26 protein-coding genes and 1 riboswitch are annotated in these 25,634 nt (G+C 68.8%); of the genes, 6 read left to right on the top strand and 20 right to left on the bottom strand.

The window, feature by feature from the left end:
• Window positions 1–110 precede the first annotated feature (110 nt).
• Window positions 111–1,148 carry a DUF2332 domain-containing protein gene (locus ABIC65_RS01825; RefSeq protein ID WP_354306489.1) on the top strand — a complete coding sequence of 346 codons (1,038 nt, stop codon included), beginning with the start codon at window positions 111–113 and terminating at the stop codon, window positions 1,146–1,148.
• Here ABIC65_RS01825 and pncB read toward each other — a convergent pair.
• The 15 genes from pncB to ABIC65_RS01900 all read right to left on the bottom strand — a co-directional run bounded on the left by pncB (window position 1,145) and on the right by ABIC65_RS01900 (window position 15,810).
• Complete coding sequence (gene pncB / locus ABIC65_RS01830; RefSeq protein WP_354306490.1) at window positions 1,145–2,449, bottom strand: nicotinate phosphoribosyltransferase; 1,305 nt, start codon at window positions 2,447–2,449, stop codon at window positions 1,145–1,147. The two genes, ABIC65_RS01825 and pncB, sit on opposite strands and share 4 nt — an antisense overlap.
• 10 nt (window positions 2,450–2,459) lie before the next feature.
• Window positions 2,460–3,857, bottom strand: a complete 1,398-nt coding sequence (locus tag ABIC65_RS01835) for an efflux transporter outer membrane subunit (protein WP_354306491.1) — start codon at window positions 3,855–3,857, stop codon at window positions 2,460–2,462.
• A 2-nt stretch (window positions 3,858–3,859) separates the two neighbouring features.
• Window positions 3,860–4,795: an efflux RND transporter periplasmic adaptor subunit gene (locus tag ABIC65_RS01840; RefSeq protein ID WP_354306492.1), complete on the bottom strand. Its 936-nt coding sequence runs from the start codon at window positions 4,793–4,795 to the stop codon at window positions 3,860–3,862.
• Window positions 4,792–5,007 carry a DUF1656 domain-containing protein gene (locus ABIC65_RS01845; protein ID WP_354306493.1) on the bottom strand — a complete coding sequence of 72 codons (216 nt, stop codon included), beginning with the start codon at window positions 5,005–5,007 and terminating at the stop codon, window positions 4,792–4,794. Before ABIC65_RS01845 ends, ABIC65_RS01840 begins: the two co-directional genes overlap by 4 nt.
• Entirely contained in the window at window positions 5,004–7,049 is a 2,046-nt protein-coding gene (locus tag ABIC65_RS01850; protein WP_354306494.1) for an FUSC family protein, read from the bottom strand. Before ABIC65_RS01850 ends, ABIC65_RS01845 begins: the two co-directional genes overlap by 4 nt.
• Window positions 7,046–7,498 carry a MarR family winged helix-turn-helix transcriptional regulator gene (locus ABIC65_RS01855; protein WP_354306495.1) on the bottom strand — a complete coding sequence of 151 codons (453 nt, stop codon included), beginning with the start codon at window positions 7,496–7,498 and terminating at the stop codon, window positions 7,046–7,048. The genes ABIC65_RS01850 and ABIC65_RS01855 overlap by 4 nt, the downstream gene beginning before the upstream one ends.
• A 66-nt stretch (window positions 7,499–7,564) precedes the next feature.
• Window positions 7,565–8,746 carry a dipeptidase gene (locus ABIC65_RS01860; protein ID WP_354306496.1) on the bottom strand — a complete coding sequence of 394 codons (1,182 nt, stop codon included), beginning with the start codon at window positions 8,744–8,746 and terminating at the stop codon, window positions 7,565–7,567.
• Between the two features lie 62 nt (window positions 8,747–8,808).
• The gene (gene cobU / locus ABIC65_RS01865; protein ID WP_354306497.1) at window positions 8,809–9,315 is read right to left on the bottom strand and encodes a bifunctional adenosylcobinamide kinase/adenosylcobinamide-phosphate guanylyltransferase; all 507 of its coding nucleotides are present in this window, start codon (window positions 9,313–9,315) and stop codon (window positions 8,809–8,811) included.
• Complete coding sequence (locus tag ABIC65_RS01870) at window positions 9,312–10,769, bottom strand: cobyric acid synthase (protein WP_354306498.1); 1,458 nt, start codon at window positions 10,767–10,769, stop codon at window positions 9,312–9,314. Before ABIC65_RS01870 ends, cobU begins: the two co-directional genes overlap by 4 nt.
• A complete protein-coding gene (cbiB, locus tag ABIC65_RS01875) occupies window positions 10,757–11,689 on the bottom strand; it encodes an adenosylcobinamide-phosphate synthase CbiB (protein WP_354306499.1) in 933 nt (310 codons plus the stop codon). Before cbiB ends, ABIC65_RS01870 begins: the two co-directional genes overlap by 13 nt.
• A complete protein-coding gene (locus ABIC65_RS01880; RefSeq protein ID WP_354306500.1) occupies window positions 11,682–12,659 on the bottom strand; it encodes a threonine-phosphate decarboxylase in 978 nt (325 codons plus the stop codon). The genes cbiB and ABIC65_RS01880 overlap by 8 nt, the downstream gene beginning before the upstream one ends.
• Window positions 12,656–13,378, bottom strand: a complete 723-nt coding sequence (locus ABIC65_RS01885) for an adenosylcobinamide-GDP ribazoletransferase (RefSeq protein ID WP_354306501.1) — start codon at window positions 13,376–13,378, stop codon at window positions 12,656–12,658. The genes ABIC65_RS01880 and ABIC65_RS01885 overlap by 4 nt, the downstream gene beginning before the upstream one ends.
• Window positions 13,375–13,941, bottom strand: a complete 567-nt coding sequence (locus tag ABIC65_RS01890) for a histidine phosphatase family protein (protein WP_354306502.1) — start codon at window positions 13,939–13,941, stop codon at window positions 13,375–13,377. Before ABIC65_RS01890 ends, ABIC65_RS01885 begins: the two co-directional genes overlap by 4 nt.
• Window positions 13,938–14,951, bottom strand: a complete 1,014-nt coding sequence (gene cobT, locus ABIC65_RS01895; RefSeq protein WP_354307754.1) for a nicotinate-nucleotide--dimethylbenzimidazole phosphoribosyltransferase — start codon at window positions 14,949–14,951, stop codon at window positions 13,938–13,940. Before cobT ends, ABIC65_RS01890 begins: the two co-directional genes overlap by 4 nt.
• Window positions 14,952–15,097: 146 nt before the next feature.
• Window positions 15,098–15,296, bottom strand: a riboswitch (cobalamin riboswitch).
• A 55-nt stretch (window positions 15,297–15,351) separates the two neighbouring features.
• Window positions 15,352–15,810, bottom strand: a complete 459-nt coding sequence (locus tag ABIC65_RS01900) for a hypothetical protein (RefSeq protein WP_354306503.1) — start codon at window positions 15,808–15,810, stop codon at window positions 15,352–15,354.
• Window positions 15,811–15,956: 146 nt separating this feature from the next.
• Here ABIC65_RS01900 and ABIC65_RS01905 point away from each other — a divergent pair, with 146 nt between their 5' ends.
• The 4 genes from ABIC65_RS01905 (at window position 15,957) to ABIC65_RS01920 (ending at window position 20,294) form a co-directional block, all read left to right on the top strand.
• The gene (locus ABIC65_RS01905) at window positions 15,957–16,667 is read left to right on the top strand and encodes a response regulator transcription factor (RefSeq protein WP_121079427.1); all 711 of its coding nucleotides are present in this window, start codon (window positions 15,957–15,959) and stop codon (window positions 16,665–16,667) included.
• Window positions 16,664–17,989, top strand: coding sequence for an ATP-binding protein (locus ABIC65_RS01910; protein ID WP_354306504.1), 1,326 nt, complete (start codon window positions 16,664–16,666; stop codon window positions 17,987–17,989). The genes ABIC65_RS01905 and ABIC65_RS01910 overlap by 4 nt, the downstream gene beginning before the upstream one ends.
• A 101-nt stretch (window positions 17,990–18,090) precedes the next feature.
• Window positions 18,091–18,786, top strand: coding sequence for a carbonic anhydrase (locus tag ABIC65_RS01915; protein ID WP_354306505.1), 696 nt, complete (start codon window positions 18,091–18,093; stop codon window positions 18,784–18,786).
• On the top strand, window positions 18,783–20,294 hold the full coding sequence (locus ABIC65_RS01920) for a SulP family inorganic anion transporter (protein ID WP_354306506.1): 1,512 nt from the start codon (window positions 18,783–18,785) through the stop codon (window positions 20,292–20,294). The genes ABIC65_RS01915 and ABIC65_RS01920 overlap by 4 nt, the downstream gene beginning before the upstream one ends.
• 60 nt (window positions 20,295–20,354) lie before the next feature.
• On the opposite strand, the gene ABIC65_RS01925 is transcribed toward ABIC65_RS01920, so the two are convergent.
• The 5 genes from ABIC65_RS01925 to ABIC65_RS01945 form a co-directional block, all read right to left on the bottom strand.
• A complete protein-coding gene (locus tag ABIC65_RS01925) occupies window positions 20,355–22,307 on the bottom strand; it encodes a potassium transporter Kup (RefSeq protein ID WP_436286709.1) in 1,953 nt (650 codons plus the stop codon).
• Between the two features lie 147 nt (window positions 22,308–22,454).
• The gene (gene rplI, locus ABIC65_RS01930) at window positions 22,455–23,048 is read right to left on the bottom strand and encodes a 50S ribosomal protein L9 (RefSeq protein WP_354306507.1); all 594 of its coding nucleotides are present in this window, start codon (window positions 23,046–23,048) and stop codon (window positions 22,455–22,457) included.
• A gap of 11 nt (window positions 23,049–23,059) precedes the next feature.
• The gene (rpsR, locus tag ABIC65_RS01935; protein WP_010543816.1) at window positions 23,060–23,284 is read right to left on the bottom strand and encodes a 30S ribosomal protein S18; all 225 of its coding nucleotides are present in this window, start codon (window positions 23,282–23,284) and stop codon (window positions 23,060–23,062) included.
• Between the two features lie 14 nt (window positions 23,285–23,298).
• On the bottom strand, window positions 23,299–23,673 hold the full coding sequence (gene rpsF / locus ABIC65_RS01940; RefSeq protein ID WP_354306508.1) for a 30S ribosomal protein S6: 375 nt from the start codon (window positions 23,671–23,673) through the stop codon (window positions 23,299–23,301).
• A 149-nt stretch (window positions 23,674–23,822) separates the two neighbouring features.
• Window positions 23,823–24,416: a PEPxxWA-CTERM sorting domain-containing protein gene (locus tag ABIC65_RS01945; RefSeq protein ID WP_354306509.1), complete on the bottom strand. Its 594-nt coding sequence runs from the start codon at window positions 24,414–24,416 to the stop codon at window positions 23,823–23,825.
• A 281-nt stretch (window positions 24,417–24,697) separates the two neighbouring features.
• On the opposite strand from ABIC65_RS01945, the gene fabD reads away from it, so the two are divergent.
• Complete coding sequence (gene fabD, locus ABIC65_RS01950; protein WP_354306510.1) at window positions 24,698–25,633, top strand: ACP S-malonyltransferase; 936 nt, start codon at window positions 24,698–24,700, stop codon at window positions 25,631–25,633.
• Window position 25,634 lies beyond the last annotated feature (1 nt).

Genomic DNA, 25,634 nt, shown 5'->3' on the forward strand with positions numbered 1-25,634 from the left:
CGTCGGAAGCAGCTAAAGGCCCGGGCATGGCCGTTCGATCCGGTTGCGAATCGGACGGCCTCCGGCGACAAGATCCGACGCGGCTTCTGCCCGGGAAAATGGTAATGAACATGATCGCTCCCCGGACGGGTATTGCGGAGATCGCGCGCATGGCGCGGGTCGCCATCGAGCTCGGCTCGCCCTTCATCGGCGAAGTGCTGGCGGCAGGCCTGCGCCAGCTGGACCGCGGCCCCCACAGCCAGGCCCTGATCACGCATTGGGAAGGCGATCCCGCCTCGGCGGCGCTCGCGATGCGCTTCAACGCCGCGCTCCACTTCCTCGCCCGGCGCGGCAATCCGCCCGCGCTGGCCGCGCTCTACCGCCACGAGCATGATGATTTCGACGGCGCGATCGGCGAGGCGCTGGCGCATGAGGACGATCTGATTGCCGGTTTCCTGCGCCGAACGCCGCAGACCAACGAAGTCGGCCGTTCCGGCGCGATCGTTGCCGCGCTGATGCAGGTCCGCCATCGCTTCGGCTTGCCGTTCGAGATCCTGGAAATCGGTTCAAGCTGCGGCCTCAACCTCAATCTCGGCCGCTATGGCTTCGATCTCGGCGGCGCGCTCGCCGGGGACCGCCATTCGCCGGTGCAGGTCGCCCCCGACTGGCACGGTCCCGCGCCGCAACCTGCGCCGCTGGAGGTCGTCTCGGCACGCGGCGTCGACCTCAACCCGCTCAGCGCCGCCGACCCGGCGACCTGCGAGCGGCTGATGGCTTATATCTTCGCCGACCAGCCGCTGCGGCTGCACCGGCTGGAAGAGGCGCTCGGCATGGCGCGCCGCCACCCGCCCGAGATCGAGAAGGGCGATGCGACCGAATGGCTCGCCCGCCAGCTCGCGGTGCCGCAGGCGGCGGGGGTTTGCCGCGTCGTGATGCACTCGATGGTGCTGCAGTACCTGCCGCCGCGCGACCGTGCTGCGGTGGTCGCGATGATCCGGGATGCCGGGCAGTATGCCACGCCCGAGCGGCCGCTCGCCTGGGTCGGCTTCGAATGGACCGAGACGCGCAGCGAAGTGCGGCTGTCGCTCAGCTGGTTCCCGGGCGGGGAGGAACGCCGCGTGCTGGCGACGTGCCACCCCTATGGCAATTCGGTCGACTGGCGGGGCTAGACCTGCACCACCTGTTCGGTGCGCCCCGCGCTGCCGAACACCCGCAGGTAGCGCTCGATCTCGGCGGGGTCGCCGGTTGCCTTGGCAGGATTGTCCGAGAGCTTGACCGCCGGGCGGCCGTTCGCCGCCACCACCTTGCAGACGAGTGAAATCGGCTCCAGCCCTGCTTCGCCTTCCGGATCGCAGCCGCGGAAATCGTTGGTGAGATTGGTGCCCCAGCCGAAGCTCATCCGCACCCGCCCGTTGAAGTGGCGATAGGTAGCCTCGATCGACTCCACATCCATGCCGTCGGAGAAGATCAGCAGCTTCTCGCGCGGATCTCGGCCATGGTCCTGCCACCAGCGGATGATCTGCTCGCCGCCCGGGATGGGGGGGGCGCTGTCCGGGCGGAAGCCGGTCCAGTCGCCCACCCAATCCGGCGCGCGCGCTAGGAACGAGGTGGTGCCGAACGCATCGGGCAGTGCGATCAGCAGGTTGCCGCCATAATGGGCGCGCCATTGTTCGAGCACGCGGTAGGGCGCATCGGCGAGGCTGGCGTCGTCCGGGGAAAGCGCGGCTTCGACCATCGGCAGCTCGTGCGCATTGGTACCGATCGCCTCCAGGTCGGCGTCCATCGCCAGCAACACGTTCGACGTGCCGATGAAGCGGTGGCCCAGGCCCTCCTTGAGCGCCTCGACGCACCAGCGCTGCCACAGGAAGCCGTGACGGCGGCGGGTACCGAAATCCGACAGCACGAGATCGGGGAGGGTACGCAGCCGCTCGACCTTGTCCCACAATTTGGCCTTCGCGCGGGCATAGAGCACGTCGAGCGCGAACCGGTCGCGCCCGCGCATCGCCGCGCGCGAGCGGAGTTCGTTGACGATGGTCAGCGCCGGGATCTCCCACATGGTCGTGTGGGTCCAGGGAGCGTGGAAATGGAGCACGAACTGGCCATCGCGCCGCTCCAGCTCATAGGCGGGTAGCTGGAACTCGGCGAGCCAGGCGATGAAGTCCGGCGCGAACATCTGGGTCTTGCCGTAGAAGCTGTTGCCCGCGAGCCAGATCAGCTCCTTCTTGGTGAAGCGCAGCGTGCGCGCGTGATCGAGCTGGGCACGCAGCTCGGCCTCGTCGATTACCTCTGCCAGCCGCACGGATTTGGTGCGGTTGATCAGCGAGAAAGTGACCTGCGTCTCCGGGTGCAGCCGCCGGATCATCTGCAGCATCAGCAGCTTGTAGAAGTCGGTGTCGAGCAGGCTGCGGACGATCGGGTCGAGCCGGAAATTATGGTTGTAGGTCCGGCTCGCGATATCGGTGAAGGTCATGGGGCCGCTCTTATTCCCAGCCGCCGCCAAGTGCGAGGAAGATTGCGATCTGGTCGTCGGGCAGTTTCGCTTGCGCCGTGGCATAGCTCGCCTCGGCCTGGGCGAGGCTGCTTTGCGCCTGGAGCAGCGCGAGGAAGTCGCTGCGGCCGAAGCGGAACAGCCGGCCGGCCTGGTCTGCCGCCGTCGCTGCGCTGTCGCGCGCCTGGCGGAGCGCCTCGGCCTGGTCGCGGTCGCGGGCATAGGTCTCCAGCGCGGTCTCGGTATCACGCAGCGCGCTGAGCACGGTAGAGTCGAAGCGGGCGATATCGGCATCGACCTGCGCGCCCGCCGCATCGATCCGCGCGCGGACGGCGGGACGATTGGGGAAGCTCCAGCTGATCAGCGGGCCTAGGCTGAACCCGAAGGAGGTGGGACCACCGGCGCGATCGACCAGGCTGCTCAGTCCTGCCGAGCCGGCAAGGTTGATCTGCGGGTAGAGATCGGCGGTGGCGACGCCGATCCGTGCGGTGTCGCCGGCGATGGTACGTTCGGCCTGGCGAATGTCGGGACGGCGGCGCAGCATCGCCGCGCCGTCGCCCACCGGCATCGGGCGGGGCAGGGCGGGAAGGGCAGCGCAGCTCTCGACGTCGCGCGGATAGTCGGCCGCCGGGCGCCCGAGCAGCGCGGCCAGCGTGTAAAGCCCGGCGCGACGCTGGGCGGCGAAGATCGGCAGGTTGGCTTCGCTGGTCTGCACCGCCGCCTGGGCGCGGGTGACGTCGAAGGCGGTGCCGCGTCCGGCGCGCTGCAGCCGCTGGGTCGCGCCGAAGGTCTGGCGCTGAAGTGCGACGATGCGCTGGGTGGCGGCCAGCCGGAAATTGGCGGCGCAGACATCGGCATAGGCGCGCGCGGTGGCTGCGGCTACGCTGATCCGCACCGCGTCGCGCGCGGCGGCGACCGCATCGCGATCGGCGAGGCTCGCCTCGATCGCGCGGGCGATCTTGCCGCGCACGTCGAGCGGATAGCCGACCGAAATGCCGAGATTATAGCCAAGCGTGCCCGGCAGCGTGGTGCCGGTGCCCGACGGGCGCGAGAGCGTCGTGCCGCCGGAGAGATCGGTGGTCAGCTGGCGCGAGGCCTCGGTCTGGCGGACCACCGCTTCGGCGCGGCGGAGATTGGCGTCGGCGGCGCGCAGGTCGGTGTTGGCGGCGAGCGCCTGCTCGACCAGCGCGTCGAGCCGCGGATCGGCGTAGAGGCGCCACCAATGCTCGGGCAGCGGTTCGTCGGCAAAGGCCTTATCCTGCGCGGACAGGAACTTGCCGGTAGCGGCCGGATCGTTGGCGGGGCCAGCGACGGGCGGGTGATAGTCCGGCCCGGCGCGGGTGCAGCCGGCGATCAGGGCGAGCGCGGCGAGCAGGGGGAGGCGGCGCATGGTCACTTGGCGCTCGGCGTCGCGGAAGGCGTCGGCGTCGGGGCGGGGCGAGCCGGCGTCGGCTGCGCGGCTGCGGTCGGCTGGATGGTCACCGTCGCGGTGCGCCCGGTGATCAGTCGCACGTCGGCGGGCACCTGGGTCAGTTTCACCCGCACCGGAATACGCTGTGCCAGCCGCACCCAGGTGAAAGTGGGATCGACGCTCGGCAGCAGGTTGCCGGCGTTGCTGCGGGTCGTGTCGTTGATACCCGCCGAAATGCTCTCGACCACGCCGTGGAGCAGCCGCGGCTCGCCCATCAGCTCCACCGTCACCGGCGCGCCGATGCGGATGCTCGGCAGCTTGGTCTCCTCGAAATAGCCCTCGACGCGCAGGCTGTCGGCATCGACCAGCGCCATTGCCTGCTGGCCCGCCGCGACATAGTCGCCGGGGTGGAGATCGAGGTTGGTGACGGTGCCGTTGACCGACGCCTTCACTTGGGTGCGCGCGACGTTGAGCTCGGCGCTCTGCACCGCGGTCAGCGCCTGGGCGAGCGCGGCCTGGGCGGTGGCGACGCGGGCGACATTCTGCTCGTGCGTCTCGGCGGCGACGAGGTTGCCGAGGGCGAGGTCGCGGCGCGCCTCGCGCTGTGCCTGGTTGAGCGTCGCACGGGCGCTCTCCACGCTGGCGCGCGCCTGGGCGAGGGCCAGGGAGTAGCGCGGCTGGTCGATCACGAAGAGCAGGTCGCCCGCCTTGACCTGCTGGTTGTCGTGCACGGCCACCGCGGTCACCAGCCCGGCGATATCCGGCGTCACCCGCACCACGTCCGCACGGACCCGGCCATCGCGGGTCCAGGGGCTGCGCGCATAATGCTGCCACAACCACAAGGCGACGAAGGCGGCGGCGACCACGATCAGGATCGTCGCGGCACTGCGGCCGAGGGCGGGGAGGTAGCGTTTCATGGGTGGAATCCGATCGAGGGGGTGGCCCAGGCGAGCAGGCCGAGCAGGAGGATGAACAGGCACAGATCGACGAGCGCCCGATAGGCGACGAAGCGATACAGGCCGAAGGCGTTGAACAGGCGGGCGAGCGCCATCGTCAGCAGCATGGCGAGGATGCCGAGCAGCAGCAGCGTCGGCACGAAGACGCCGTCGATGGAGATTTCGCCGGTCACAACCTGGCCTCCGGCATGGGATCTGCATTGGGGAAGAGATTGCGGCGCAGCGCCAGCAGGCCGAGCGCGGCGGTCCGACGGACCGCGGCGTCGCTATCCTGCGCGATGGCGTGGAGCGCGGTATCGATATGGGCGAGCAAACCAGGGTCCTCGGGCTTTTCCACTTCCGGTTCGAGACGACGGTAATAGTTGCCGACGTCGCGGAGGACGTCGGTGAGCGGCGCCGAACGTTCGGGCGGTAGTTCGAGGCGCAGTGCGCGCAATTCCGCAATTGCCACGCCGGTGCGCAGGTCGCGCAGCGCGTCGTAGAGCGGCTTGCCCGGCGAGCGGCCGCTCAGCGCAAGTCGCGGCGCGAGCAGGGCGATGCGGTCGAGCATGCGGTTGATCCAGCCGCGTATATCGGGGGGCGTCATCAGGTTGCTGCGCTCGGCGATGTCGGCCCAGCCGGCGCGCAGCGTCCGCCGGATCGCCTGCTCGATGCCTGCCGATTGCAGCAATCGCGCCATCAGGATCGCGAAGGCGACGCCCATCAGCTGCGCGATCGCGCCGTTGACGAAGCTGGCGAAGGCGCTGGTGTATTTTGCCGAAATGAGCAGCGGGCTGCCGAGGCCGAGCAGCGTCGGCAGTGCCAGCCCCATCCATTTGGGCGAATGCATCATCGCGCCGAGGATCAGCAGCGGCGGCGCCATCGCCGCGGCGAGTTGCATGAAGCCGTCGAGCCGCGGCATGATCGCATAGCCGTAGATCGCGCCCAGGATCGTCGCGACAAGCGTGCCCCAGAAGAAGGAGCGTAGCGGCAGCAGCGGATCGGGCGCGGCGGCGAACAGCGCGAGGAACACGCCCGCGAGCATCACTGCGGTCGACCCGTCCGACCAGCCGCTCGCGATCCAGATGGCCGAGCCGACCGCCAAGGTGAGGAAGGCGCCGAGCGCACCGCGCGCCGCGCCGATCCAGTCGATATGCAGCTCGCGGCCGCGACGGCCTTCGAGCAACTCGGCGACGCGCGGGCTCACTGGGCGGCGATCGAGCGTGGCGAGCTGCTCGGCGAGTTCGCGGCAGTCGCGATGCGCACCGATCAGCGCGGACAGGCGCGAGAGCAGGCTCAGCACCAGCAGATCGTGCCACGTGCTGCCGGGATGCACATCGGGTTCGAGCGCGGCGCAGCGTGCCTCGAGGATCGCGGCGTCGGCGGCGCGTTCGTCGCGGGCCCGATCGAGCGTCTTCAGCCATTGCTGCGTATCGACCAGCAGCGCGGCGACGTCCTGCGGCAGTCCGCCATGGGCGAGCAGCTGCACCGTGCGATCGTCCACCGCCGCGCCGAGCGGCATCAGCAGCGACAGCTGGTCCTGCAATGCGCGGACGGTGCGCACGCGCGGCGCGGTGCGGGCGGTCTCGTAGGGCAGATGGATCGAGAGCTGGTGGAGCTCGGTGATGTCGGCGGCGAGGCGGCGACGTTCGGCATCGACGCCCGCCACCGGCTCCAGCGCGATCGAATCGTGCGACCAGCGCTCGGCATCCTTGAGGATCGTCGAGACGCGGGTGAGCAGGAACGCCGCGACCGAGCGCGGGAAGACCACGCCGTGCACCAGGCTGCCGCAGAGGATGCCGAGCGTGATTTCCTGCACGCGCAGGCTCGCCACGGTGAAGATGGTGCCCGGCGCGTCGACGCTGGGCAGCACGATCAGCACGGCGGAATAGCCTGCCAGCACGAACATGTAGGAGCGCGGCGTCCGGTCGAGCAGCGAGACGAACACGCACAGCGCTAGCCAGCCCGAAATGGCGAGCACCAGCAGTTCGGGCGTGTTGATCAGCGGCGGCACCATCGCCACGGCCGCGGCGGCGCCGACGACCGTGCCGATGATCCGGAACAGTGCCTTGGACAGCACCGCGCCTGCGAGCGGCTGCGCGACGATATAGGCGGTGAGGAACGACCAATAGGGCCGGTCGAGCCCGATCGAAAGCGCCAGATAGATGGCGAGCATCGCCGCTGCGAAGGATTTGAGCGAGAAGACGGCGGCGTCGACGCCCCAGCGATCGGTCATGGCTGCGGCCGCCGTTCGGCAAGGCGCGCCGCCAGATGATCGAGTACCGCCAAGGTCGTCTCCAGCGCTTCGTCGCTCACCCCATCGAGCAACTCGCTGCGCAACGCAGCGAGCCGTGCGTCGATCCGTGACGCAAGCGAAACGCCGGAATTTGTCAGCCGCAGGGTGTTGGCGCGGCGATCGCGCGGATCGGCGACGCGCTCGACAAGCCCGGCATCCTCCAGCGCGTGCAGGGTGCGGACCAGCGAGGCTTCGGTCACGCCGACCGCGCGGGCGAGGTCCGCCTGGCGCGTATCCTCACCCAGCCGCTGGAGATAGACCAGCGTCCATCCGGTCGAGCTGGAGATGCCGAGCGAGGCCAGCGCCGCGTCCCCGAGCCGCTGCCATGCCCGCGACGCGGGGTTCATCCGCGTCGCAAGCGCGCGTTCCAAGGTTTGCCGATCGGCCATGAAGCGCGTTAGTTAGGACGCTAACTAATTAGGTCAAGCTCTCCGTTGGTATGGGCAAAGCGTTTTTTATCCGGGGTGAGCCGCGGCCCAGTCCTCTGCGGCCTGGAGCACCCGCAGCGCACTGCCGCTCCAGATCTTCTCGATATCGGCGTCGCCAAAGCCTGCCTTGCGCAGCCGGGCGGTGATGCGGGGAAGGGCGGTGATGTCCTCCATGCCGCGCACGCCGCCACCGCCGTCCCAGTCCGCGCCGATGCCGACATGGTCGACGCCCATTACCTGGATCGCGTGGAGCAGGCTGCGCATGAACAGCTCGAAATCGGCGGTACCGCCGGTCGGCCCGAGTGCGGCGATGTCCGCGACCAGCTTGCGCTGCTCGGCCGGCGGCAGCACCCACCAGCGCCGCTGCCGCTCACCGATCGATTCCCCCCCTGCTACCGATACCGATGGCGCGAGATAGACACTGTTGATCTGCAGTACCCCGCCCGCTGCTGCCAGCTTGCGCATTCGCGTGTCGTCGAGGTTGCGCGGATGGTCGAAGATCGCCTTGGGTCCGGAATGCGAGGCGATGATCGGGGTCTTGGACAGGGCCAGCGCCTGGTCGAACACGTCGTCCGAGGCGTGGCTGACGTCGATCACCATGCCCAGCCGGTTCATCTCCGCCACCCATTGGCGGCCGAGCGGACTGAAGCCGTGCCATTTGGGCTTGTCCGTGGCGCTGTCGGCGAACTGGTTGTTGCGGAAATGGACCGGCCCGGCGAGCCGCACGCCGAGATCGTGGAAATAGCCGAGCAGGCTGAGATCCTCGCCCAGCGGATAGCTGTTCTCGATGCTCTGGAAGACGACGCGCTTGCCGCTGGCGGCGATGCGGCGGGCGTCGGCGGGGGTGGTCGCCAGTTCCAGCTTGTCCGGGTGGGCGGCGACGACGCGCTGGATCCAGGTGGCACGGGTGAGCGCCGCGTTGCGCGCGGCGGCATAGCCGGCCGGGGTCAGCGAACCCTGGGGCGTGTAGATCACAAAGAACCCGCCATCGAGTCCGCCCTGCTCCATGCGCGGAAGGTCGACCTGGCTGCCTTCGAACGCGCGATCGTGCCAGCGGGCGAAATCCCAGCCGGGATGCTCGAACAGCTCGGGCGTGTCGAGATGGGTGTCGAGTACCAGCATTTGTTCGTGCGCGAGGCGATCGACGGGGGTGACGTCCTCGTGCGGTGCGAGCGCGAGCAGCAGGGGCAGGGCGAGGATCGGCTTCATGGCTGAGCTCCCGGATGAGGGACGCCAGCGTCGTGTGCCGAAGCCGATCCGTCAACCATCGGCTATTTCAGGCGTAGGGGCAGCCCGGCCGCGATGAACTGCACCTCCTCCGCTGCAGCCGCAATTGCCTGGTTTATACGCCCGGCGGCGTCGCGGAAACGGCGGGCGAGCGCGTTGTCGGGCACGATGCCAAGGCCGACTTCGTTGGCAACGAGGAGCACCGGCCCGACCGCCTCCGTCACCGCGGTGGCTAGCGCCTCGGTCTCGGCATCGAGGTCGCGCTCGGCGAACATCAGGTTCGAGGTCCAGAGCGTAAGGCAGTCGACCAGCAGCACGCGCCCCGGCGCCGCATTGGCGAGGATGGCGGCGGGCAGGTCGAGCGGCACGTCGAGCGTCGACCAGCGCGGGCCGCGATCGGCGCGGTGGCGGGCGATGCGCTCCGCCATCTCCGCGTCGAACGCCTGCGCAGTGGCGATATAGAGCAGGTCACCGGTTAGGGACTGGGCGCGAAGCTGGGCGTAACGGCTCTTGCCCGAACGGGCGCCGCCGAGGACGAACAGGCTGGTCATGCGGAAGCCTCCTGCGCGAGCGCGATCAGTGCGGGGATGTCGACATGGGTTTCGAGCTCGGCCGCGATCGCATCGAGCGCCGCATCGACCGAGGCGGCATAGTCGACGCCGGTCGACGCGATGCCGATTCGCTCTAGCAGCGCGCGGCGTAGTTCGGCGTTGGCAAACAAGCCGTGAAGATAGGTGCCCAGCACGCGGCCGCCCTGCGCGATGGCACCGTCGGGCCCGGTATCAAGTGCAGCGAAGGGCCGGGCGGTGTCCGTACCCGTGGTGACGCCCATGTGCATCTCGTATCCGCGGATCTCGGCGCCGAGCGCGGTACCCTGCGCCGGGCGCAGCGCCTTCTCGTGGGTGAGTTCGGTCTCCACGTCGAGCAGGCCGAGCCCGGGGGCACTGCCGGCCGGACCTTCGATCCCGTGCGGATCGGCGATGGTGCGGCCGAGCATCTGGTAGCCGCCGCAAATGCCGAGGATCGCCCCGCCGCGCCGGTGGTGGGCGAGCAGGTCGATGTCCCAGCCTTGCGCACGCAGGGCCGCAAGGTCGGCGATCGTCGCCTTGGAGCCGGGCAGGATCACCAGCGCCGCATCCCCCGGCAGCGGCTTGCCCGGCGGGATCATCGCGAGTTTGACGCCGGGTTCGAGCTTGAGCGGGTCGAGGTCGTCGAAATTGGCGATGCGCGGCAGCATCGGGCAGGCGATCAGCGTGCGGCCGCCCTCCGCCTTCGGGTTGCGTTCCAGCACCACCGCGTCTTCGCTCGGCAGCCGAGATGCGTCGCGCAGCCAGGGGATCAGGCCATAGCCGCGCCAGCCCGAGCGTTCCTCGATCTGGGCATAGCCGTCGGCGAACAGCGCGGGGTCGCCGCGGAACTTGTTGATCAGGAAGCCGCGGATCATCGCGGCATCCTCGGCGTCGAGCACCGCGCGGGTGCCGACCACCGCCGCGATCACCCCACCGCGATCGATGTCACCGACCAGTATCACGGGGACGTTCGCGGCGCGGGCAAAGCCCATATTGGCGATGTCGCCGGCGCGCAGGTTGATCTCCGCGGGCGAGCCGGCGCCCTCCACCAGCACCAGGTCGCAATCGGCGGCAAGGCGGCGATAGCTGGTCAGCACCTCGCCGAGCAGTGCCTTGCGCGCCTCGCGGTAATTGCCGGCGTGGAGCGTGCCGCGCACCTTGCCGTGCACCACCAGCTGCGAGGTGCGATCGGCCTGGGGCTTGAGCAGCACGGGGTTCATGTCGGTATGCGGCGCCACCCGGCAGGCGAGCGCCTGGAGCGCCTGGGCGCGGCCGATCTCACCGCCATCCTCGGTCACGGCGGCGTTGTTGGACATGTTCTGCGGCTTGAACGGCCGGACGCGAAGGCCGCGGTTCGCGAGTACGCGGCAGAGCCCGGCGACCAGCACCGACTTGCCGACGTCCGATCCGGTCCCCTGGAGCATCAATGCAGCCATGCGATCCCTCCCGCGAGGATCCATAGCAGCCCGCAGGCGCGGACATAGAGGGCGAGCGCGCGGTGAATGTCGTGCGCGGTCGCATCGGCGCGGCCCTCGCCGATCCACGGCTTGTCGGCCACCGCGCCGTCATAAGCAATCGGCCCCGCCAGACGTAGCCCGAGCGCGCCGGCCATCGCCGCTTCGGGCCAACCGGCATTGGGCGAGGCGTGCTTGCCGGCGTCGCGCCACAAGGTCCGCCAGCCGCGCCCGCCGGCGATGCAGAGCAGTGCGCCCGACAGCCGTGCGGGCAGAAGGTTGAGCAGGTCGTCGGTCCGCGCCGCCGCCCAGCCAAAGGCGCGCCAGCGCGGCTCGCGGTGGCCGATCAGGCTGTCGGCGGTGTTGATCGCCTTGTACGCCCAAAGGCCCGGCAGGCCCGCGACGAGCAGCCAGAACAGCGGGGCGACGATGCCGTCACAGAAGCTTTCGGCGAGGCTCTCGATCGCGGCCCGGGCAACACCGGGAGCATCGAGCCGTGCAGTATCGCGGCCGACGATATAGCCGACTGCGGTGCGCGCCGCTGCCAGGTCGCCGCGCGCCAATGCTGCCGCGACAGGGCGGACATGGACGTAGAGGCTATGCTGGGCGAGGCCGGGAAACGCCGCGACGACGAGCACCAGCCAGCCGAAGGAGGAATGCGCCGCCACCGCTTCGATCGCGAGGCCGGCCCCGATTGCGACGAGGAGGAGGAGCAAGACCGTCACGATGCCGAGCAGGCGGCGGCGCCGGTCGGACGCCTCGGGGCGGTTCCAGCGGCGCTCGCACGTAGCGATCAGCCGCGCGAAGCCGCCGACCGGGTGGCCGATCCGCGCATAGAGCCAGACCGGCCAGCCTACCGCCGCCTCCAGCGCCAGCGCGGCGAGCGCGACCGGCTCAGCCATGGCGGAGCGCCCGGTCGATGCGGTCCAGCGCCGCAGCGTCGGCGGGTACGCCGAAGCGCAGCCAGTGCGGCGCATAGTCGAACGGTCGGACTAGGATGTGTGTACGGGCCAGCCGCTCGAAGATCGTCGCGGCGTCGGGGTGCGATACCAGCCGGAACAGCGGCGACTTGCCCTCCGAGAGCAAGCCATGTGCCTCAAGCAGGCGGTCGAAGGTGCAGGCTCGGGCCGCGAGCGAGGTCCGCGTCGCGTCGATCCATGCCCGGTTCTGATAGGCACGGGTGCCGATCGCCAGCGCGGTCGCGTCGATCGGCCAGTCGCCGAGCAGTGCCCGGTAACGGGCGAGGACGGGGCGAGGCGCCAAGACGAAGCCGAGCCGAAGCCCGGCCAGCCCGAAGAACTTGCCGAACGAGCGGAAGACGACCAGCTTGCGTGCATCGTCCACCAGAGGTGCGATGCTCGCCTCCGGGTGCGCGTCGGCAAAGGCTTCGTCGACGATGAGCCAGCCCTCCGCGTCGGTGCGCTCGGCGAGCAGCGCCTCCAGCGTCCCCCGGTCGCGCAGCGTGCCGCAGGGGTTGTTCGGGTTGGCGAGCAGCAGCGCCGCGTCGCCCGGCACGGGGCTGCCCGCAGACAGCGGCAGGCTGTCGGCGAAGGCTGCGCCATGCGTCCGATACCCCGGCACCTGATGGCAGCCGCGGCCACCCAGCACCGCTCCCAGCAGTCGCAGCCCCATTTCGCTCCCAGGGATCGCGCAGACCTGCTCGGGCGCCACGCCGAAATGGTCTGCCGCCGCTGCTTCCAGACCGGCCAGCAGCGACGGATCGGGCAATGGGCCCAAGTTGATGTCAAGATCGCCGGGCACCTGCCACGCCCGCGGGTTGATCCCGGTCGACAGGTCGAGCCAGGACCCGTCGCCGTACCGCGCGCGGGCGGCGGCGAGGTTGCCGCCATGGTGGAGCAGCGGATCGCTCACAGGAGATGCGGCGCGATCACCAGCGCCAGCAGCAGGCCGGTCTCGACCAGCTCGATGCCCGCGCCGTGCCCGTCGCCCGAAATGCCGCCGAGCAGGCGCTTCACCCGCCAGCCCCAGGCGGCGATCAGCACGGGTGCTGCGAGCAGCGCGGGGACCGCAAGCGCGGCGGCGAAGGCGAGCAGCACCAGCCAGACGATCAGGTCGGCGGGGCGGATGGCGTTGCGGAAGCGGCTGGCCAGCCCCTCGTGCAGCGGCGGCAGCCAGCGGGTCCAGACCAGCGGGCCGAAGCGGGCGGCGGCGGGCACGAACAGGATCGTCCACCAGCCGGGGTTCGCCAGCAGCGCGTGGAGAAGCACCAGCTTGCCGACGAGCTGCAGCCCGATCGCCACCACGCCGAAGCTGCCGACATGCGGATCGGCAAGCACTTCGCGCAGCCGCTCGCGCCCCTTGTGCAGTGCGCCGCTCGCATCGGCGAGGTCGGCGAGCCCGTCGAAATGCAGCGCGCCGGTGACGCCCACCCACGCCGCCAGCCCGAGCAGCGCGCCGGTCCAGGGATCGAGCAGGTTGCCCAGCCACAGGCCGACGAGCAGCGCCAGCCCGACGACCAGCCCGGCCGCAGGGAACCAGCGCATCGAGCGGATGAAGGTCGCGTCGTCCGCCTTGACCGCGGGCAGCGGAAGGCGGGTCAGGAACTGGAGGGCGAGGACGAATTCTTTCATGTGACGAGTCCGATGATCTGGCCGACGCGCGGGGTGCCGGGCCAGACGCGCAGGCTCAGCAGCGCGGCATGGGGCAGGGCGATGTTCCAGAGTTGGGGGAAGTCGAGGGCGCAAAGGCTGGCAAGCGCCGCCCGCATCGCACCGCCATGGGTGACGACCAAGGTCGGGCGATCGATCGTGGCGAGCGCATCGCCGACGCGCGCAACGAGCGCCGGCCAGGATTCGCCGCCTGGGGGCGCATAACGGGCGGGATCGGCCTGGAACGCGGCCAAGGCCTCGGCGTCGATCGCGTCGAACGCAAGCCCGTCCCAAGCGCCGAAATCGAGTTCGCGCCAGCGGGCGTCTTCGCCGGCCTCAAGGGACATCGCGGCGGCGATTTGTTGCGCAGGGATCGCGCTGCGTGCGCGATCAGAACTGATGACCGCCTCCACTGCCAGCCCCGCCGTACGCGCAACGCATGCGTCCACCCCCTCGGCGAGCGGTTGCGCGTCGGTGCGGCCGATCAGCCGGCCCTCGGCCTCGGTGAGGCCGTGGCGCAGCAGGTGGAGGACGATGCCGCTCATGCGCCGCCGGCGACGCCCGCCTCGGCAAAGGTCGCCATGCCGTTATGTGCCGCCAGCGCCGAGCGCAGCACCGCCGCCGCCACCGCCGCGCCGCTGCCTTCGCCCAGCCGCATGTCGAGCCTGAGCAGCGGCTCGAGCCCCAGCCGCGCGAGCAGGCGTGCATGGCCCGGCTCGGCCGAGCAATGGCCGGCGATACAGTGATCGATAATGCCGGGGGCGACGGCGGCCAGGGGGGCAAGCGATGCACAGCAGATGAAGCCGTCGAGCAGCACCGGCACTCCCGCATGGCGCGCGGCGAGGACGGCACCCGCGATCGCCGCCAGTTCGCGGCCGCCCAGCCGCCGCAGCGTCTCGAACGGCGTGCGCGGCGCCTCGGCATGGACCTCGATCGCGCGGGCGATCACCGCGCCCTTGTGCCCGACGCCGTGTGCGTCGAGCCCGGTGCCAGGACCCGCCCAGTCGGCCGGCATGCCCCCGAAGCTGCGCAGGCACAGCGCCGCCGCCGCTGTGGAGTTGGCGATGCCCATTTCGCCGAGTAGCAGCAGGTCGGTATCGGTGGTCACCACCGCAGAGCCCTGCTGGAGCGCCTCAAGGCATTCTGCCTCCTCCATCGCCGCACCGGTGGTGAAGTCGCGGGTGGGGCGATCGAGGTCGAGCGCAACCACGTCCAGCCGCATGCCGATGGCGCCGGTCAGCGCGTTGATCGCCGCGCCGCCTGCGGCAAAATTGGCGACCATCTGCGTGGTCACCTCGGCTGGGAAGGCGCTGACGCCCTGCGCGGCGACGCCGTGGTTGCCGGCGAAGATCACCGCGCGCGCGGTGTCCATCGACGGGCGCTCGCGGCCCTGCCAGCCAGCCAGGACGATGGCGAGCTCCTCCAGCCTGCCCAGCGATCCCGGCGGCTTGGTGAGCTGCTGCTGGCGTGCCCGTGCGGCATCGGCGGCGAGCGGGTCGGCGGCTGGCAGCGATGCCAGCGCGCGATCAAAGGCGGCGACGCTCGACAGATCGATCGCGCCGCGCCTGCGGGAAGAATTGGTCTGCACGTCCGTCGCCTCGTTCCTGCAATGACAATCGACCGGACGCACGATCGCGCGCCCGACATATTCTCGTCGCTCGAACGGAGGATTCCGCGCCGCGGCCGCACCCTGGACCAGGCGTGAGCGACTCCAAGCCGGCAGGTCTCCTGGCTCGCGGGTCGGCGCGGTTCGGGCGCCTTCTCGGGATCGCTCCCAATGGCCATTGCCCGGCCGCTCGCCGCATACAGTTGCAGGGGCAGCTGCGGCCTTGGGCGCCGAGGCGCCCGCACCGCATTCCCTTCTCGCCCGCAAGCGGGCACCGGCATGGGTTCGAAGGTAGAACCTTCGCGAACGCTCTAGCCGCGCTGCTGGCGATATGCCAGCGGCGCAGTGCTCATTGATAGAGTTGGGCGGTGCGCGGCAGCAGCTGGTCGATGCGGACGATCAGGTCGAACAGCGGCTGGATCGCGTCGGCGCCGTCGCCCAGTTCCTGCACCGCGCGCAGCTTGTAGGTGGCGGAGGTGATTGCGCGGGTGGTGCCGGCAAGGTCCGGCGCCCGGGCGATCACGGCTTCGCTGCGGTTGACGCGGACCAGCAGCCAGGCGAGCTTGTGCGCCGCGTCGATCAGCTGGATTCGCTCGGCGGTGAGGAACGCCCAGCTTCCCGTCGCCTCGATCACCGCCGCGGAAAGTCCGTCCAGGGCGGCAAGCAGGTGGCGGGGGCCGAAGGCCGAATCGTCGCGCGCAGGCGGCATCTCCCGGCTCAGGCCTTCGAGCTCGATGGCCGCCAGCGTGCCACGATTCGTACGCGTGCGACCGGGCAGGACGGAACGATGGAGGCGCGGCATCTGCATGTTGATTTCCCCACGATATGGCGCCTTGTATCGCTGTCGAAACGCGCCGTACGTGACCCCCGTCACGCGGCGATGCGGCGGGGCGACGTTGACCCTCCGGATCGCCATCCCTAGGTTTCTGCGCGATGTATGCAGGTGAACCCCCGCTGAGCCTTCCCACGATCGTATTGGTCGAGGACGATCCCCAGCTGCGCACGCTGACGGCCCGCGCGCTCCAGGAAAACGGCTATACGGTGCGCCCCGCCTCCTCCGCGCCGGAGATGTGGCTGGCGCTGGAGCAGGGCCCGGTGGACCTCGTCCTGCTCGACGTGATGCTGCCGGGTACCAGCGGCATCGATCTGTGCCGCGCCATCCGCCAGAAGAGCTCTGTGCCGATCATCTTCATTTCGGCCAAGGGCAGCGAGACCGATCGTGTCGTCGGGCTCGAGCTGGGCGCCGACGACTATCTCCCCAAGCCGTTCGGCACGCGCGAGCTGGTCGCACGCGTCCGCGCGGTGCTCCGCCGCGGCGCGGGTGAACGCGACACCGCGGAGCGCCCCAAGGGCGAGATCCAGTTCGACGGCTGGACGGTCAATCTGCCGCGCCGCGAGCTGCTGTCGCCGACGGGCGCAGTGGTCGACCTGACCGGCGCCGAGTTCGACCTGCTGGTCACCCTGTGCGACCATTCGGGCCGCGTGATCTCGCGCGAGCGGCTGATCGAACTCTCGCGCACGCGGCTGGGCGACAGTTCGGACCGCAGCATCGACGTGCTGGTCAGCCGGCTGCGGCGCAAGCTCTCCGATGCGGGCCACCAGGCGCCGATCGTGACGGTGCGCGGCATCGGGTACACGCTCAACGTGCCCGTGACACGCAGTTGAGGGCGTTTCTGAAGCGTCCCTCCGGGCTGATCGGGCAGGTCTTCGCGATCCTGCTGCTGACCATCCTGATCGAATTCGCCGTATCCACCATGCTCTACGAGCGCGCCAGCCAGTTTGCGGTGCGCGACGACGAGGCGCGGCGCCTCGCCGAGCATCTGGTGATCGCGCGCAAGCTGCTCGCCGAACAGCCGCCCGCGCGGCGCGAGCAACTCGCGCTCGAATTCACCACCTCGCGCTATGAGGTGCGGTGGATGCCGCAGTTGCCGAGCGGCCTGCGCGAGCAGCCCGATCTCGACCGCCTCTACGAGCAGGTGGTGCTGTGGGAGCCGACGCTCGCCTCCAACGGGCTGCGGCTGCGGCTCACCTCGCAGGGGAGCAAGGCGCTGATCGTCGGCGCCGTGCCGATGCCCGACGGCAGCTGGATGTATTTCCGGACGCGCGAGCATGTCCACGCAGCGGACCTCGGTCTGTCGCGAATATTGCTGGCGCTGGCCCCCGCGCTGGCGCTGATCCTGATCAGCGGCATCCTGCTCCGGCGGATGCTGCTGCCGATGCGGCGGCTGGCAGTGGCGGCCGATCGCTTCGGCACCGGCAGCGTCCTTCAGGTCGAGGAGGCCGGCCCCAAGGAGCTACGCCGCGTGATCAGCGCGTTCAACCGGATGCAGGACCGCATCCAGCGGCTGATCGCCGATCGTACCCAGGCACTCGCCGCCGTCGGCCACGACATGCGCACGCCGCTCGCACGGCTGCGGCTGCGCGCTGATGCGATTGCCGATCCGGACGTGCATGCCGCGGTCGAGACCGACATTACCGAGATGGAGGCGATGATCTCGTCGCTGCTCGCCTTCCTCGGTGGCGAAGGCGACAAGGAGACGCCTGCGCGCGTCGACCTCGCGGTATTGTGCGCAACGATCGCGGACGACAATGCCGATCATGGGCGCGACGTCGAATATGACGGGCCGGACCATTTCGAGCATGTCCTGCGGCCGCTGATGCTCAAGCGCGCGCTCAACAACCTCGTCGACAATGCCGTCCATTATGCCGGCCAGTGTTGCATCCGGCTCGTCCCAATTGACGGTGGGGTAGCGGTCCGCGTCGAGGACAAGGGGCCCGGCATTCCCGAGGAGGATCTCCAGCGTGTGATGCAGCCCTTCGTCCGGCTCGATGCGGCGCGCTCGCGCGACACCGTGGGCTTCGGGCTCGGCCTGTCGATCGTCGCGCGCGCCGCCGAAGCCGAGGGCGGCAGTTTCCGCCTCGCCAATCGCGAAGGCGGCGGGCTGTGTGCCGAAATCCTCCTGCCGCGCGACGGACCAACGGCTTAGCAACGTTTTCTTACGAACGCGCCGCGATGCAGCAAATGGCGATCGGTAGTTTGCGATCCTGAAGAGATGCCCGCGCCGCGGGTCTGTTACAGGAGCAAGCCGTGAACGAAGTGATCGGACGCGTCGTCGATTTCGAGAAGCAGGTCTTCCCGAACCAGCACGCCCTCTATTCCAAGCTCGCCGCGCACGGGCAGAGCCCGAAGGCGCTGATGATCTCCTGCGCCGATTCGCGCGTGGTGCCGGAGCACATCATCCAGGCAAACCCGGGCGACCTGTTCGTCTGCCGCAACGCCGGCAACATCGTGCCGCCCTTCGCCACCCAGAATGGCGGCGTGTCCTCGACCGTGGAATATGCCGTGGCAGCGCTCGGCGTGCGCGACATCATAGTCTGCGGCCATTCGGACTGCGGCGCGATGAAGGCGCTGATGAACCCCGAAATGCTCGAAGGCATGCCGAACGTCACCGCGTGGCTGCGCCACAGCCATGCCGCCAAGTGCGTCGTCGACGGCGGCTATGACAATCTGGAAGGCGCCGATGCGGTCCGCACCGCCGCACTGGAAAATGTCGTCGTCCAGCTCGCGCATCTGCGCACCCATCCTTCGGTTGCGGCGGGCATCGCGCGGGGCGAGATCGCGCTGCACGGCTGGTTCGTCGACATCGGCGCCGGCATGGTGCTCGGCCTCGACGGCGAGAGCGGCCGCTTCATGCCGATCCGCGAGGATCGCCCGATGCCGGTGGCGCTGCCGGCCGGCCAGCGGCTGGCGCGCGACATCGAATATGCGGAGGCAGCCGAATGAGCACGGTCGCGGAAGCACCGAAGCCCAAGAGCTTCGTGCGCGACTTCACGGCGTCGATCGTCGTGTTCCTCGTGGCGATGCCGCTCTGCATGGGCATCGCCATCGCCTCGGGCGTGCCGCCCGAGAAAGGCCTGGTCACCGGCATCATCGGTGGCCTGGTCGTCGGCTTTCTGGCCGGTTCGCCGCTGCAGGTGAGCGGCCCGGCGGCGGGCCTCGCCGTCATCGTCTTCGAGCTGGTGCGTGAGCAGGGCCTGTCCGCGCTCGGGCCGATCCTGATCCTCGCGGGCGCCATCCAGGTGGTCGCCGGCGTGCTGCGCGTCGGCGGCTGGTTCCGCGCGATCTCGCCTGCCGTGGTGCATGGCATGCTTGCCGGCATCGGCATCCTGATCGTCGTCGGCCAGTATCACGTGCTGTTCGATGCCAAGCCGCTGTCGAGCGGTCTCGCCAACCTCGCGGCGATGCCCGGTCGTGTGCTGGGCCTGTCGAGCGACCTGGCCTCCACGGAAATGGCGCTGGGGCTGGGCCTGCTGACGATCGCGACGATGCTTGGCTGGGACAAGTTCAAGCCCGCCGCGGTCAAGCTCGTCCCCGGCGCGCTGGTCGGCGTGGTCGCGGCGACGCTGGTGGCGTTCAGCTTCGGCTTCGACGTGACGCGCGTAAGCGTGCCGTCGAACATCGTCTCGGCGATCGCGCTGCCGGAGAACGGCTTCTTCGCCAAGTGGATGGATCCGAGCGTGATCACCGCTGCGATCGCACTCGCCTTCATCGCCAGCGCCGAGACGCTGCTGTCGGCCGCCGCGGTCGATCGCATGCACGATGGCGTGCGGACCAACTACAACAAGGAACTGCGCGCGCAGGGCATCGGCAATCTGCTATGCGGCGTCGCCGGCGCACTGCCGATGACCGGCGTCATCGTCCGCAGCTCGGCCAACGTTCAGGCAGGCGCGCAGACGCGGCTCTCCGCAATCCTGCACGGCGCGTGGATCCTCGGCTTCGTCGCGCTGCTGCCCTGGCTGCTGCGCGAGATCCCGATGGCGGCGCTGGGTGCGGTGCTGGTGGTTACCGGCGTCAAGCTGGTTAACCTCAAGCATGTCCGCCACCTGTTCGCCCAGTACGGCCTGTTGCCGGCGGCGATCTGGGCGGTGACCTGCCTGCTCGTCGTGACCGAGGACCTGCTGACCGGCGTGCTCGTCGGCATCGCCCTCTCGCTGCTCGAACTGGTGCCCAACCTCCGTCGCCTCGGCCTCAAGGTCGACCAGCAGGAGGAAGCGGGCGGCCACCGGATCGCGCTGGCGGGTTCGGCGACCTTCATCACGCTGCCCAAGCTCTCGGACCGGCTGGAGTCGGTTCCTGGCGGCAAGTCGGTGCTGCTCGACGTCTCGCGGCTCGACGCGGTCGATCACAGCTGCGCCGAACTGCTCAAGGACTGGCTGCAACGGCGCCGCGCGGGCGGTTCGTCGGTCGATGTCCAGGGCGCCAGCGGCAAGACCGCCGTGCTGGCCGGCTAAACAGGCACACCCCGAAGACCTGGGGCGGCTTCCACTGCGAAAGCTGCCCCATTTTTTTGTTCAGATTTCCAGCTGGCTGCCGAGTTCGACCACGCGGTTGGTGGGGAGCTTGAAGAACTCCATCGCGCTTTCGGCATTGCGGACCATCCAAGCGAACAGCTTCTCGCGCCAGATCGCCATGCCGGGGCGCGACGAGGGCAGCAGAGTCTGCCGGGCGAGGAAGTAGCTGGTCTCCATCGGACGGAACGGCGCGCCGCAATCCTGGATCGCCGCGAGCGCCATCGGCACGTCCACCTCGTCCATGAAACCGTAGTGCAGCACGACGCGGAAGAAGCCGTCGCCCAGCGGCTCCATCGTCCTGCACTCGGCCCCGCGAACATGCGGCACCGGCTCGATCGCGACGGTGAGCAGCACGATCCGCTCGTGCAGCACCTTGTTGTGCTTGAGGTTGTGGAGCAAGGCAGGGGGGATGCTGTCGGGCGTCGAAGTGAGGAACACCGCAGTCCCCTTCACCCGCGTCGCGGTCTGCGCCGCCGAGCGGATGAACAGCGCGATCGGCATCGCGCCTTCCTGCAACCGGTCGAGCACCAGCCGGCGCCCGCGCGACCAGGTGGTCAGGATCAGGAACGCCACGGCGGCGACGAGCAGCGGGAACCAGCCGCCATCGGGGATCTTGGTGATGTTCGAGGCGAAATAGGCGCCGTCGATCAGCAGGAAGCTACCCGTCACCAGGCCGGCGAGCAGCTTGTTCCACTTCCACACCGCGAAGGTCAGCACGCCCAGCATGCAGGCGGTGATGAACATCGTGCCGGTCACTGCGATGCCGTATGCCGAGGCGAGGTTGCTCGAGCTGCGGAAGCCGAGCGCCAGCAGCACCACCATCACCAGCAGGCCCCAATTGACCAGCGGGATGTAGATCTGTCCCGCCGCCTTGGCGCTGGTGTGGAGGATACGCAGCCGCGGCAGGAAGCCCAACTGCACCGCCTGTTGCGAGACCGAGAAGGCGCCCGAGATCACCGCTTGGCTGGCGATCACCGTCGCCATGGTGGCGAGGATGACCAGCGGCAGGCGCGCCCAGTCCGGCGCCATCAGGAAGAAGGGGTTCTCGATCATCGCCGGGTTGCGCAGGATCAGCGCCGACTGGCCCAGATAGTTGAGCATCAGGCACGGAAAGGCGACGTACAGCCACGACACCATGATCGCGCGGCGGCCGAAATGGCCCATATCGGCATAGAGCGCCTCGGCGCCGGTCACCGCCAGCACCACCGAGCCCAGGGCCAGGAAGGCGAGGCTGGGGTCCAGCGCGAAGAACTTGACCGCATACCAGGGATTGAGCGCCCACAAGATTTTGGGCGCGGCGATGATCCCGCGGACGCCGAGGATCGCGATCACCGCGAAATAGACCAGCATCACCGGCCCGAACAGCTTGCCCACCGCGGCGGTGCCGCGCGCCTGGATCGCGAACAGCGCGACCAGGATCGCCACCGTCACCGGCAGCACGAGCGGCGTGAACCCGGCTTCGACGGTCGTGAGCCCCTCGACCGCCGACAGCACCGAGATTGCGGGCGTGATGATCGCGTCGCCATAGAAAAGCGCGGTGGCGATCACGCCGGTCATGACGATCGCGACGCGCCAGCGGCTGTCGCCCATCTTTCGGGTGATCAGCGCAAGCAGCGCGAGGCTGCCGCCTTCGCCCTTGTTGTCGGCGCGCAGGATCAGCGCGACATACTTGATCGTGACGATCGAGGTCATCGTCCAGAAGATCAGCGACAGCACGCCGTAGATGTGCGCCGGATCCAGGGCCAGCTTGTGGTGGCCGATGAAACTTTCCTTGAGCGAATAGAGCGGCGACGTCCCGATATCGCCGAACACCACGCCGATCGCGCCGATCGCCAGCGCGGTGAACTTTTCCTGATGCGGATGCGCGGGGGCATCCCCGTCGCTCGCCAACTGCTCCACTGCAGGTCTCCGTTCCCCAACCGATTCGGGGTGCCACGCGGTACGCCTGAGCATTTTCGCATGCCAGTGGGTAACGAAGCGTTCCAGCTGCATGTCGTACGTATTTCAGGACAGGTGTGGCGCGTTTCCCCTATCCGCAAAAGGAAAGGGCCGCACCGATCGCTCGGTACGGCCCCTGCCTTGTTGGTAAAGTCGCTAGACTCAGCCCTGCGCGTCTTCCGCGGCGGGGGCTTCGGTCGCGATCTCGCCCGGCTCGGCGTTGGGATCGTAATCCTCGGTGAAGCCGGTCTCTTCGCGCTCGAACATCGCCGCCGTGACGTCGACGCCCTGCGCCTGCATCTCGGCTTCTTCCGGCGAACGTGCGACGTTGACCTTGATGGTCACCGCGACTTCCGGGTGCAGCGCAACGCGCACTTCGTACACGCCGATCGCCTTGATCGGGCGGTCAAGCACGATCTGCGCCTTGTTGACCTTGTGGCCGTCGGCGGTCAGCACGTCGACCAGATCGCGCACCGCGACCGAGCCGTACAGCTGGCCGACGTTCGACGCCTGGCGGATCAGGGTGACCGAAACGCCCTCGAGCGTCTTCGATTCCTTCTCGGCCTCAACGCGACGGGTCGCGTTCTCGGCTTCGATGCGTTCGCGATTGGCTTCGAAGACCTTGCGGTTGGCTTCGTTGGCGCGCAGCGCCTTCTTGCGCGGCAGGAGGAAGTTACGGGCAAAGCCGTCCTTCACCTTCACCACGTCGCCGATGTGGCCGAGCTTCTCAACGCGCTCCAGCAGAATGACATCCATGGATCCGCTCCTTACTTAACGATGTAGGGCAGCAGGCCCAGGTGACGGGCGCGCTTGATGGCCTGGGCCAGCTCGCGCTGCTTCTTCGCGCTCACCGAAGTGATGCGCGAGGGGACGATCTTGCCGCGCTCGGATACGAAGCCCTGCAGCAGGCGGACGTCCTTATAGTCGATCCGGGGCGCATCCTTCGCGGAGAAGGGGCAGCTCTTGCGGCGGCGGAAAAAGGGTCGTGCCATGGTCTATACGCTCCTTATTCGCCTTCGAAGTTGCCATCGCGGTCACGACGGCCGCGACGCTCGCGGTCGCCCTTGCGCATCATCACCGAGGGACCTGCCTCGTGGCCGTCAACCTTGACGGTCATGTAGCGGATCACGTCTTCGTTGATCTGCGTCTGGCGCTCCAGCTCGGCGACCACGCCGGCCGGCGCGTCGATCTCGAGCATCACGTAGTGCGCCTTGCGGTTCTTGGCGATACGATAGGCGAGGCTGCGAAGACCCCAGGTCTCGGTCTTGACGACCTTGCCGTTGTTGTCTTCGACGATCTTGGTGGCGGTTTCCGCCAGCGCGTCCACTTGCGCCTGTGCCAGATCCTGGCGCGCAAGGAACACATGCTCGTACAGAGCCATTGGTTCTCTTCCTGTTGGCCGATCGCTGACGCCGCCCCATGCGGTCGCCCCTCCGGCTGTCGTCTTGATAAAGCAAACGGAGCGGACGCATTGCTGCTCCGCTCCGATCGGCTGCCCTTACGCAAAAGCGGGGGCGGTTGCAAGCGCAATCAGGCGGCGGCGACGCGCAGCTGCTGGCGGTCGCGGCGGCGGCGCAGTGCACCCCCGGCCATGCCGACACCGGCGATCATCATGCCCCAGGTCGCCGGCTCGGGCACCCCGGCCACCGCCGCGGAGCCGAAGAAGACGATGTGCGACAGGTCCTTGGCATTCTTGCCGTGCGGAATGTCCATCGTGCTCCAGCTGCCGCTGCTCAGATCGGCGACCTTGTAGAGCGAGAAATAGCTGCCCGCCTTCACCGCCATATAGTCGATCGTGTAGCCCGGCGTCGCCCAGGTGCCGGAGGCCGTGCCGGCGCCGGTGATCAGGCCCGAGGTGCTATTCGTGTCGAACAGATAGTTGAGTTTGATGTTCGGCTGCGCGCTCGCCACGAAATTGTTATAGACGTTGTAGACAAACTCGGCCTGCTTGTAGCTGTTCGGGTTGAAGACGTTGTCGTTGCCGGTGATGTTGCCGAGGAACAGGCAGCCGCTGGTCGAGGCGACCGAACTGCACTTGCCGAGCACGACGATCGAGGCATTCGCAGCGCAAGGCGCTGCTGCCATCAGGAAGGCCGCCCCGGCCAGCATCGTCTTCATCTTCATCCTAAATCCTCCCGCTGTTGCATCAATGAACTTGGGAGGACGGTACGGCTCGCTCTTAAGTGTAACAACGATAAGGATTTAGGTTAATCGTGCCAAAAGCGACCAGCTGCCCCAGATCGCGACAATCGATGCGCTGATCGGGGTAAAGGATCGGCTTGTCGGATCGACGGTGCCCGGCATCGACTTTGTGACGGGTGTAGCCGTGCGGCAGGCTTGCGTCCGCCCCATGTCTCGCCGTAACGCGCTCGCCCATTCACGGCGCTTCCGCAGGAGATACAGTTATGCGCGCGTTTCTTTTCCCCGGTCAGGGCAGCCAGGCCGTCGGCATGGGCAAGGCCTTGGCCGAAGCGAGCCCCGCCGCGCGCGAAGTGTTCCAGGAAGTCGACGAGGCGCTCGGGCAGCATCTCTTCAAGCTGATGAGCGAGGGGCCCGAGAGCGATCTGACGCTCACGGCCAACGCCCAGCCGGCGATCATGGCCAATGCCATCGCGGTGCTGCGCGTGCTCGAGAAGGAAGGCGGCATCCGTCTTGCCGAAAAGGCCGATTTCGTCGCGGGCCACTCGCTCGGCGAATATACGGCGCTCTGCGCCGCCGGGGCGCTTGACCTGTCCACGACCGCGAAGCTGCTGCGCCAGCGCGGCGATGCGATGCAGTCGGCAGTGCCGGTGGGCGAGGGGGCGATGGCGGCGCTGCTCGGCGCCGATCTCGTCAAGGCGCAGGCGATCGCCGATGCCGCGGCCGAGGGCGAAGTGTGCACCGTCGCCAACGACAATGATCCCACCCAGGTGGTGATCTCGGGCGCGCGGGGCGCGATCGAGCGTGCGGTGGCGATCGCCAAGGACCACGGCGCCAAGCGCGCGCTGCTGCTGCCGGTCTCGGCGCCGTTCCACTGCCCGCTGATGCAGCCCGCCGCCGACGCAATGGCTGCCGCGCTGGCCGAGGTGGCGATCCAGGCGCCGCTGGTGCCGGTCTATGCCAATGTGACTGCGGCGCCGGTCAGCGACCCGGCGACGATCCGAACGCTGCTCGTCGAACAGGTGACCGGCATGGTGCGCTGGCGCGAATCGGTGTCGGTGATGTTCGACGCCGGCGTGCACGATTTCGTCGAACTGGGCGGCAAGGTGCTGGGCGGCATGGTCAAGCGCATCACCCCCGATGCTGGCGTGACCAGCGTGGTGAGTATGGATGACATTGAAGCACTCGTGAAGGCGCTCTGAG

The organism is Sphingomonas trueperi, from assembly GCF_040545665.1.
In the GTDB taxonomy this organism is placed as follows: Bacteria; Pseudomonadota; Alphaproteobacteria; order Sphingomonadales; family Sphingomonadaceae; genus Sphingomonas; species Sphingomonas trueperi_B.

Coding starts and splice junctions, on each gene's coding strand:
- ABIC65_RS01825 (WP_354306489.1), top strand. CDS start 111: ATGATCGCTCCCCGGACGGGTATTGCGGAGATCGCGCGCATGGCGCGG.
- pncB (WP_354306490.1), bottom strand. CDS start 2,449: ATGACCTTCACCGATATCGCGAGCCGGACCTACAACCATAATTTCCGG.
- ABIC65_RS01835 (WP_354306491.1), bottom strand. CDS start 3,857: ATGCGCCGCCTCCCCCTGCTCGCCGCGCTCGCCCTGATCGCCGGCTGC.
- ABIC65_RS01840 (WP_354306492.1), bottom strand. CDS start 4,795: ATGAAACGCTACCTCCCCGCCCTCGGCCGCAGTGCCGCGACGATCCTG.
- ABIC65_RS01850 (WP_354306494.1), bottom strand. CDS start 7,049: ATGACCGATCGCTGGGGCGTCGACGCCGCCGTCTTCTCGCTCAAATCC.
- ABIC65_RS01855 (WP_354306495.1), bottom strand. CDS start 7,498: ATGGCCGATCGGCAAACCTTGGAACGCGCGCTTGCGACGCGGATGAAC.
- ABIC65_RS01860 (WP_354306496.1), bottom strand. CDS start 8,746: ATGAAGCCGATCCTCGCCCTGCCCCTGCTGCTCGCGCTCGCACCGCAC.
- cobU (WP_354306497.1), bottom strand. CDS start 9,315: ATGACCAGCCTGTTCGTCCTCGGCGGCGCCCGTTCGGGCAAGAGCCGT.
- ABIC65_RS01870 (WP_354306498.1), bottom strand. CDS start 10,769: ATGGCTGCATTGATGCTCCAGGGGACCGGATCGGACGTCGGCAAGTCG.
- cbiB (WP_354306499.1), bottom strand. CDS start 11,689: ATGGCTGAGCCGGTCGCGCTCGCCGCGCTGGCGCTGGAGGCGGCGGTA.
- ABIC65_RS01885 (WP_354306501.1), bottom strand. CDS start 13,378: ATGAAAGAATTCGTCCTCGCCCTCCAGTTCCTGACCCGCCTTCCGCTG.
- ABIC65_RS01890 (WP_354306502.1), bottom strand. CDS start 13,941: ATGAGCGGCATCGTCCTCCACCTGCTGCGCCACGGCCTCACCGAGGCC.
- ABIC65_RS01900 (WP_354306503.1), bottom strand. CDS start 15,810: ATGCAGATGCCGCGCCTCCATCGTTCCGTCCTGCCCGGTCGCACGCGT.
- ABIC65_RS01920 (WP_354306506.1), top strand. CDS start 18,783: ATGAGCACGGTCGCGGAAGCACCGAAGCCCAAGAGCTTCGTGCGCGAC.
- ABIC65_RS01925 (WP_436286709.1), bottom strand. CDS start 22,307: ATGCTCAGGCGTACCGCGTGGCACCCCGAATCGGTTGGGGAACGGAGA.
- rplI (WP_354306507.1), bottom strand. CDS start 23,048: ATGGATGTCATTCTGCTGGAGCGCGTTGAGAAGCTCGGCCACATCGGC.
- rpsR (WP_010543816.1), bottom strand. CDS start 23,284: ATGGCACGACCCTTTTTCCGCCGCCGCAAGAGCTGCCCCTTCTCCGCG.
- rpsF (WP_354306508.1), bottom strand. CDS start 23,673: ATGGCTCTGTACGAGCATGTGTTCCTTGCGCGCCAGGATCTGGCACAG.
- ABIC65_RS01945 (WP_354306509.1), bottom strand. CDS start 24,416: ATGAAGATGAAGACGATGCTGGCCGGGGCGGCCTTCCTGATGGCAGCA.
- fabD (WP_354306510.1), top strand. CDS start 24,698: ATGCGCGCGTTTCTTTTCCCCGGTCAGGGCAGCCAGGCCGTCGGCATG.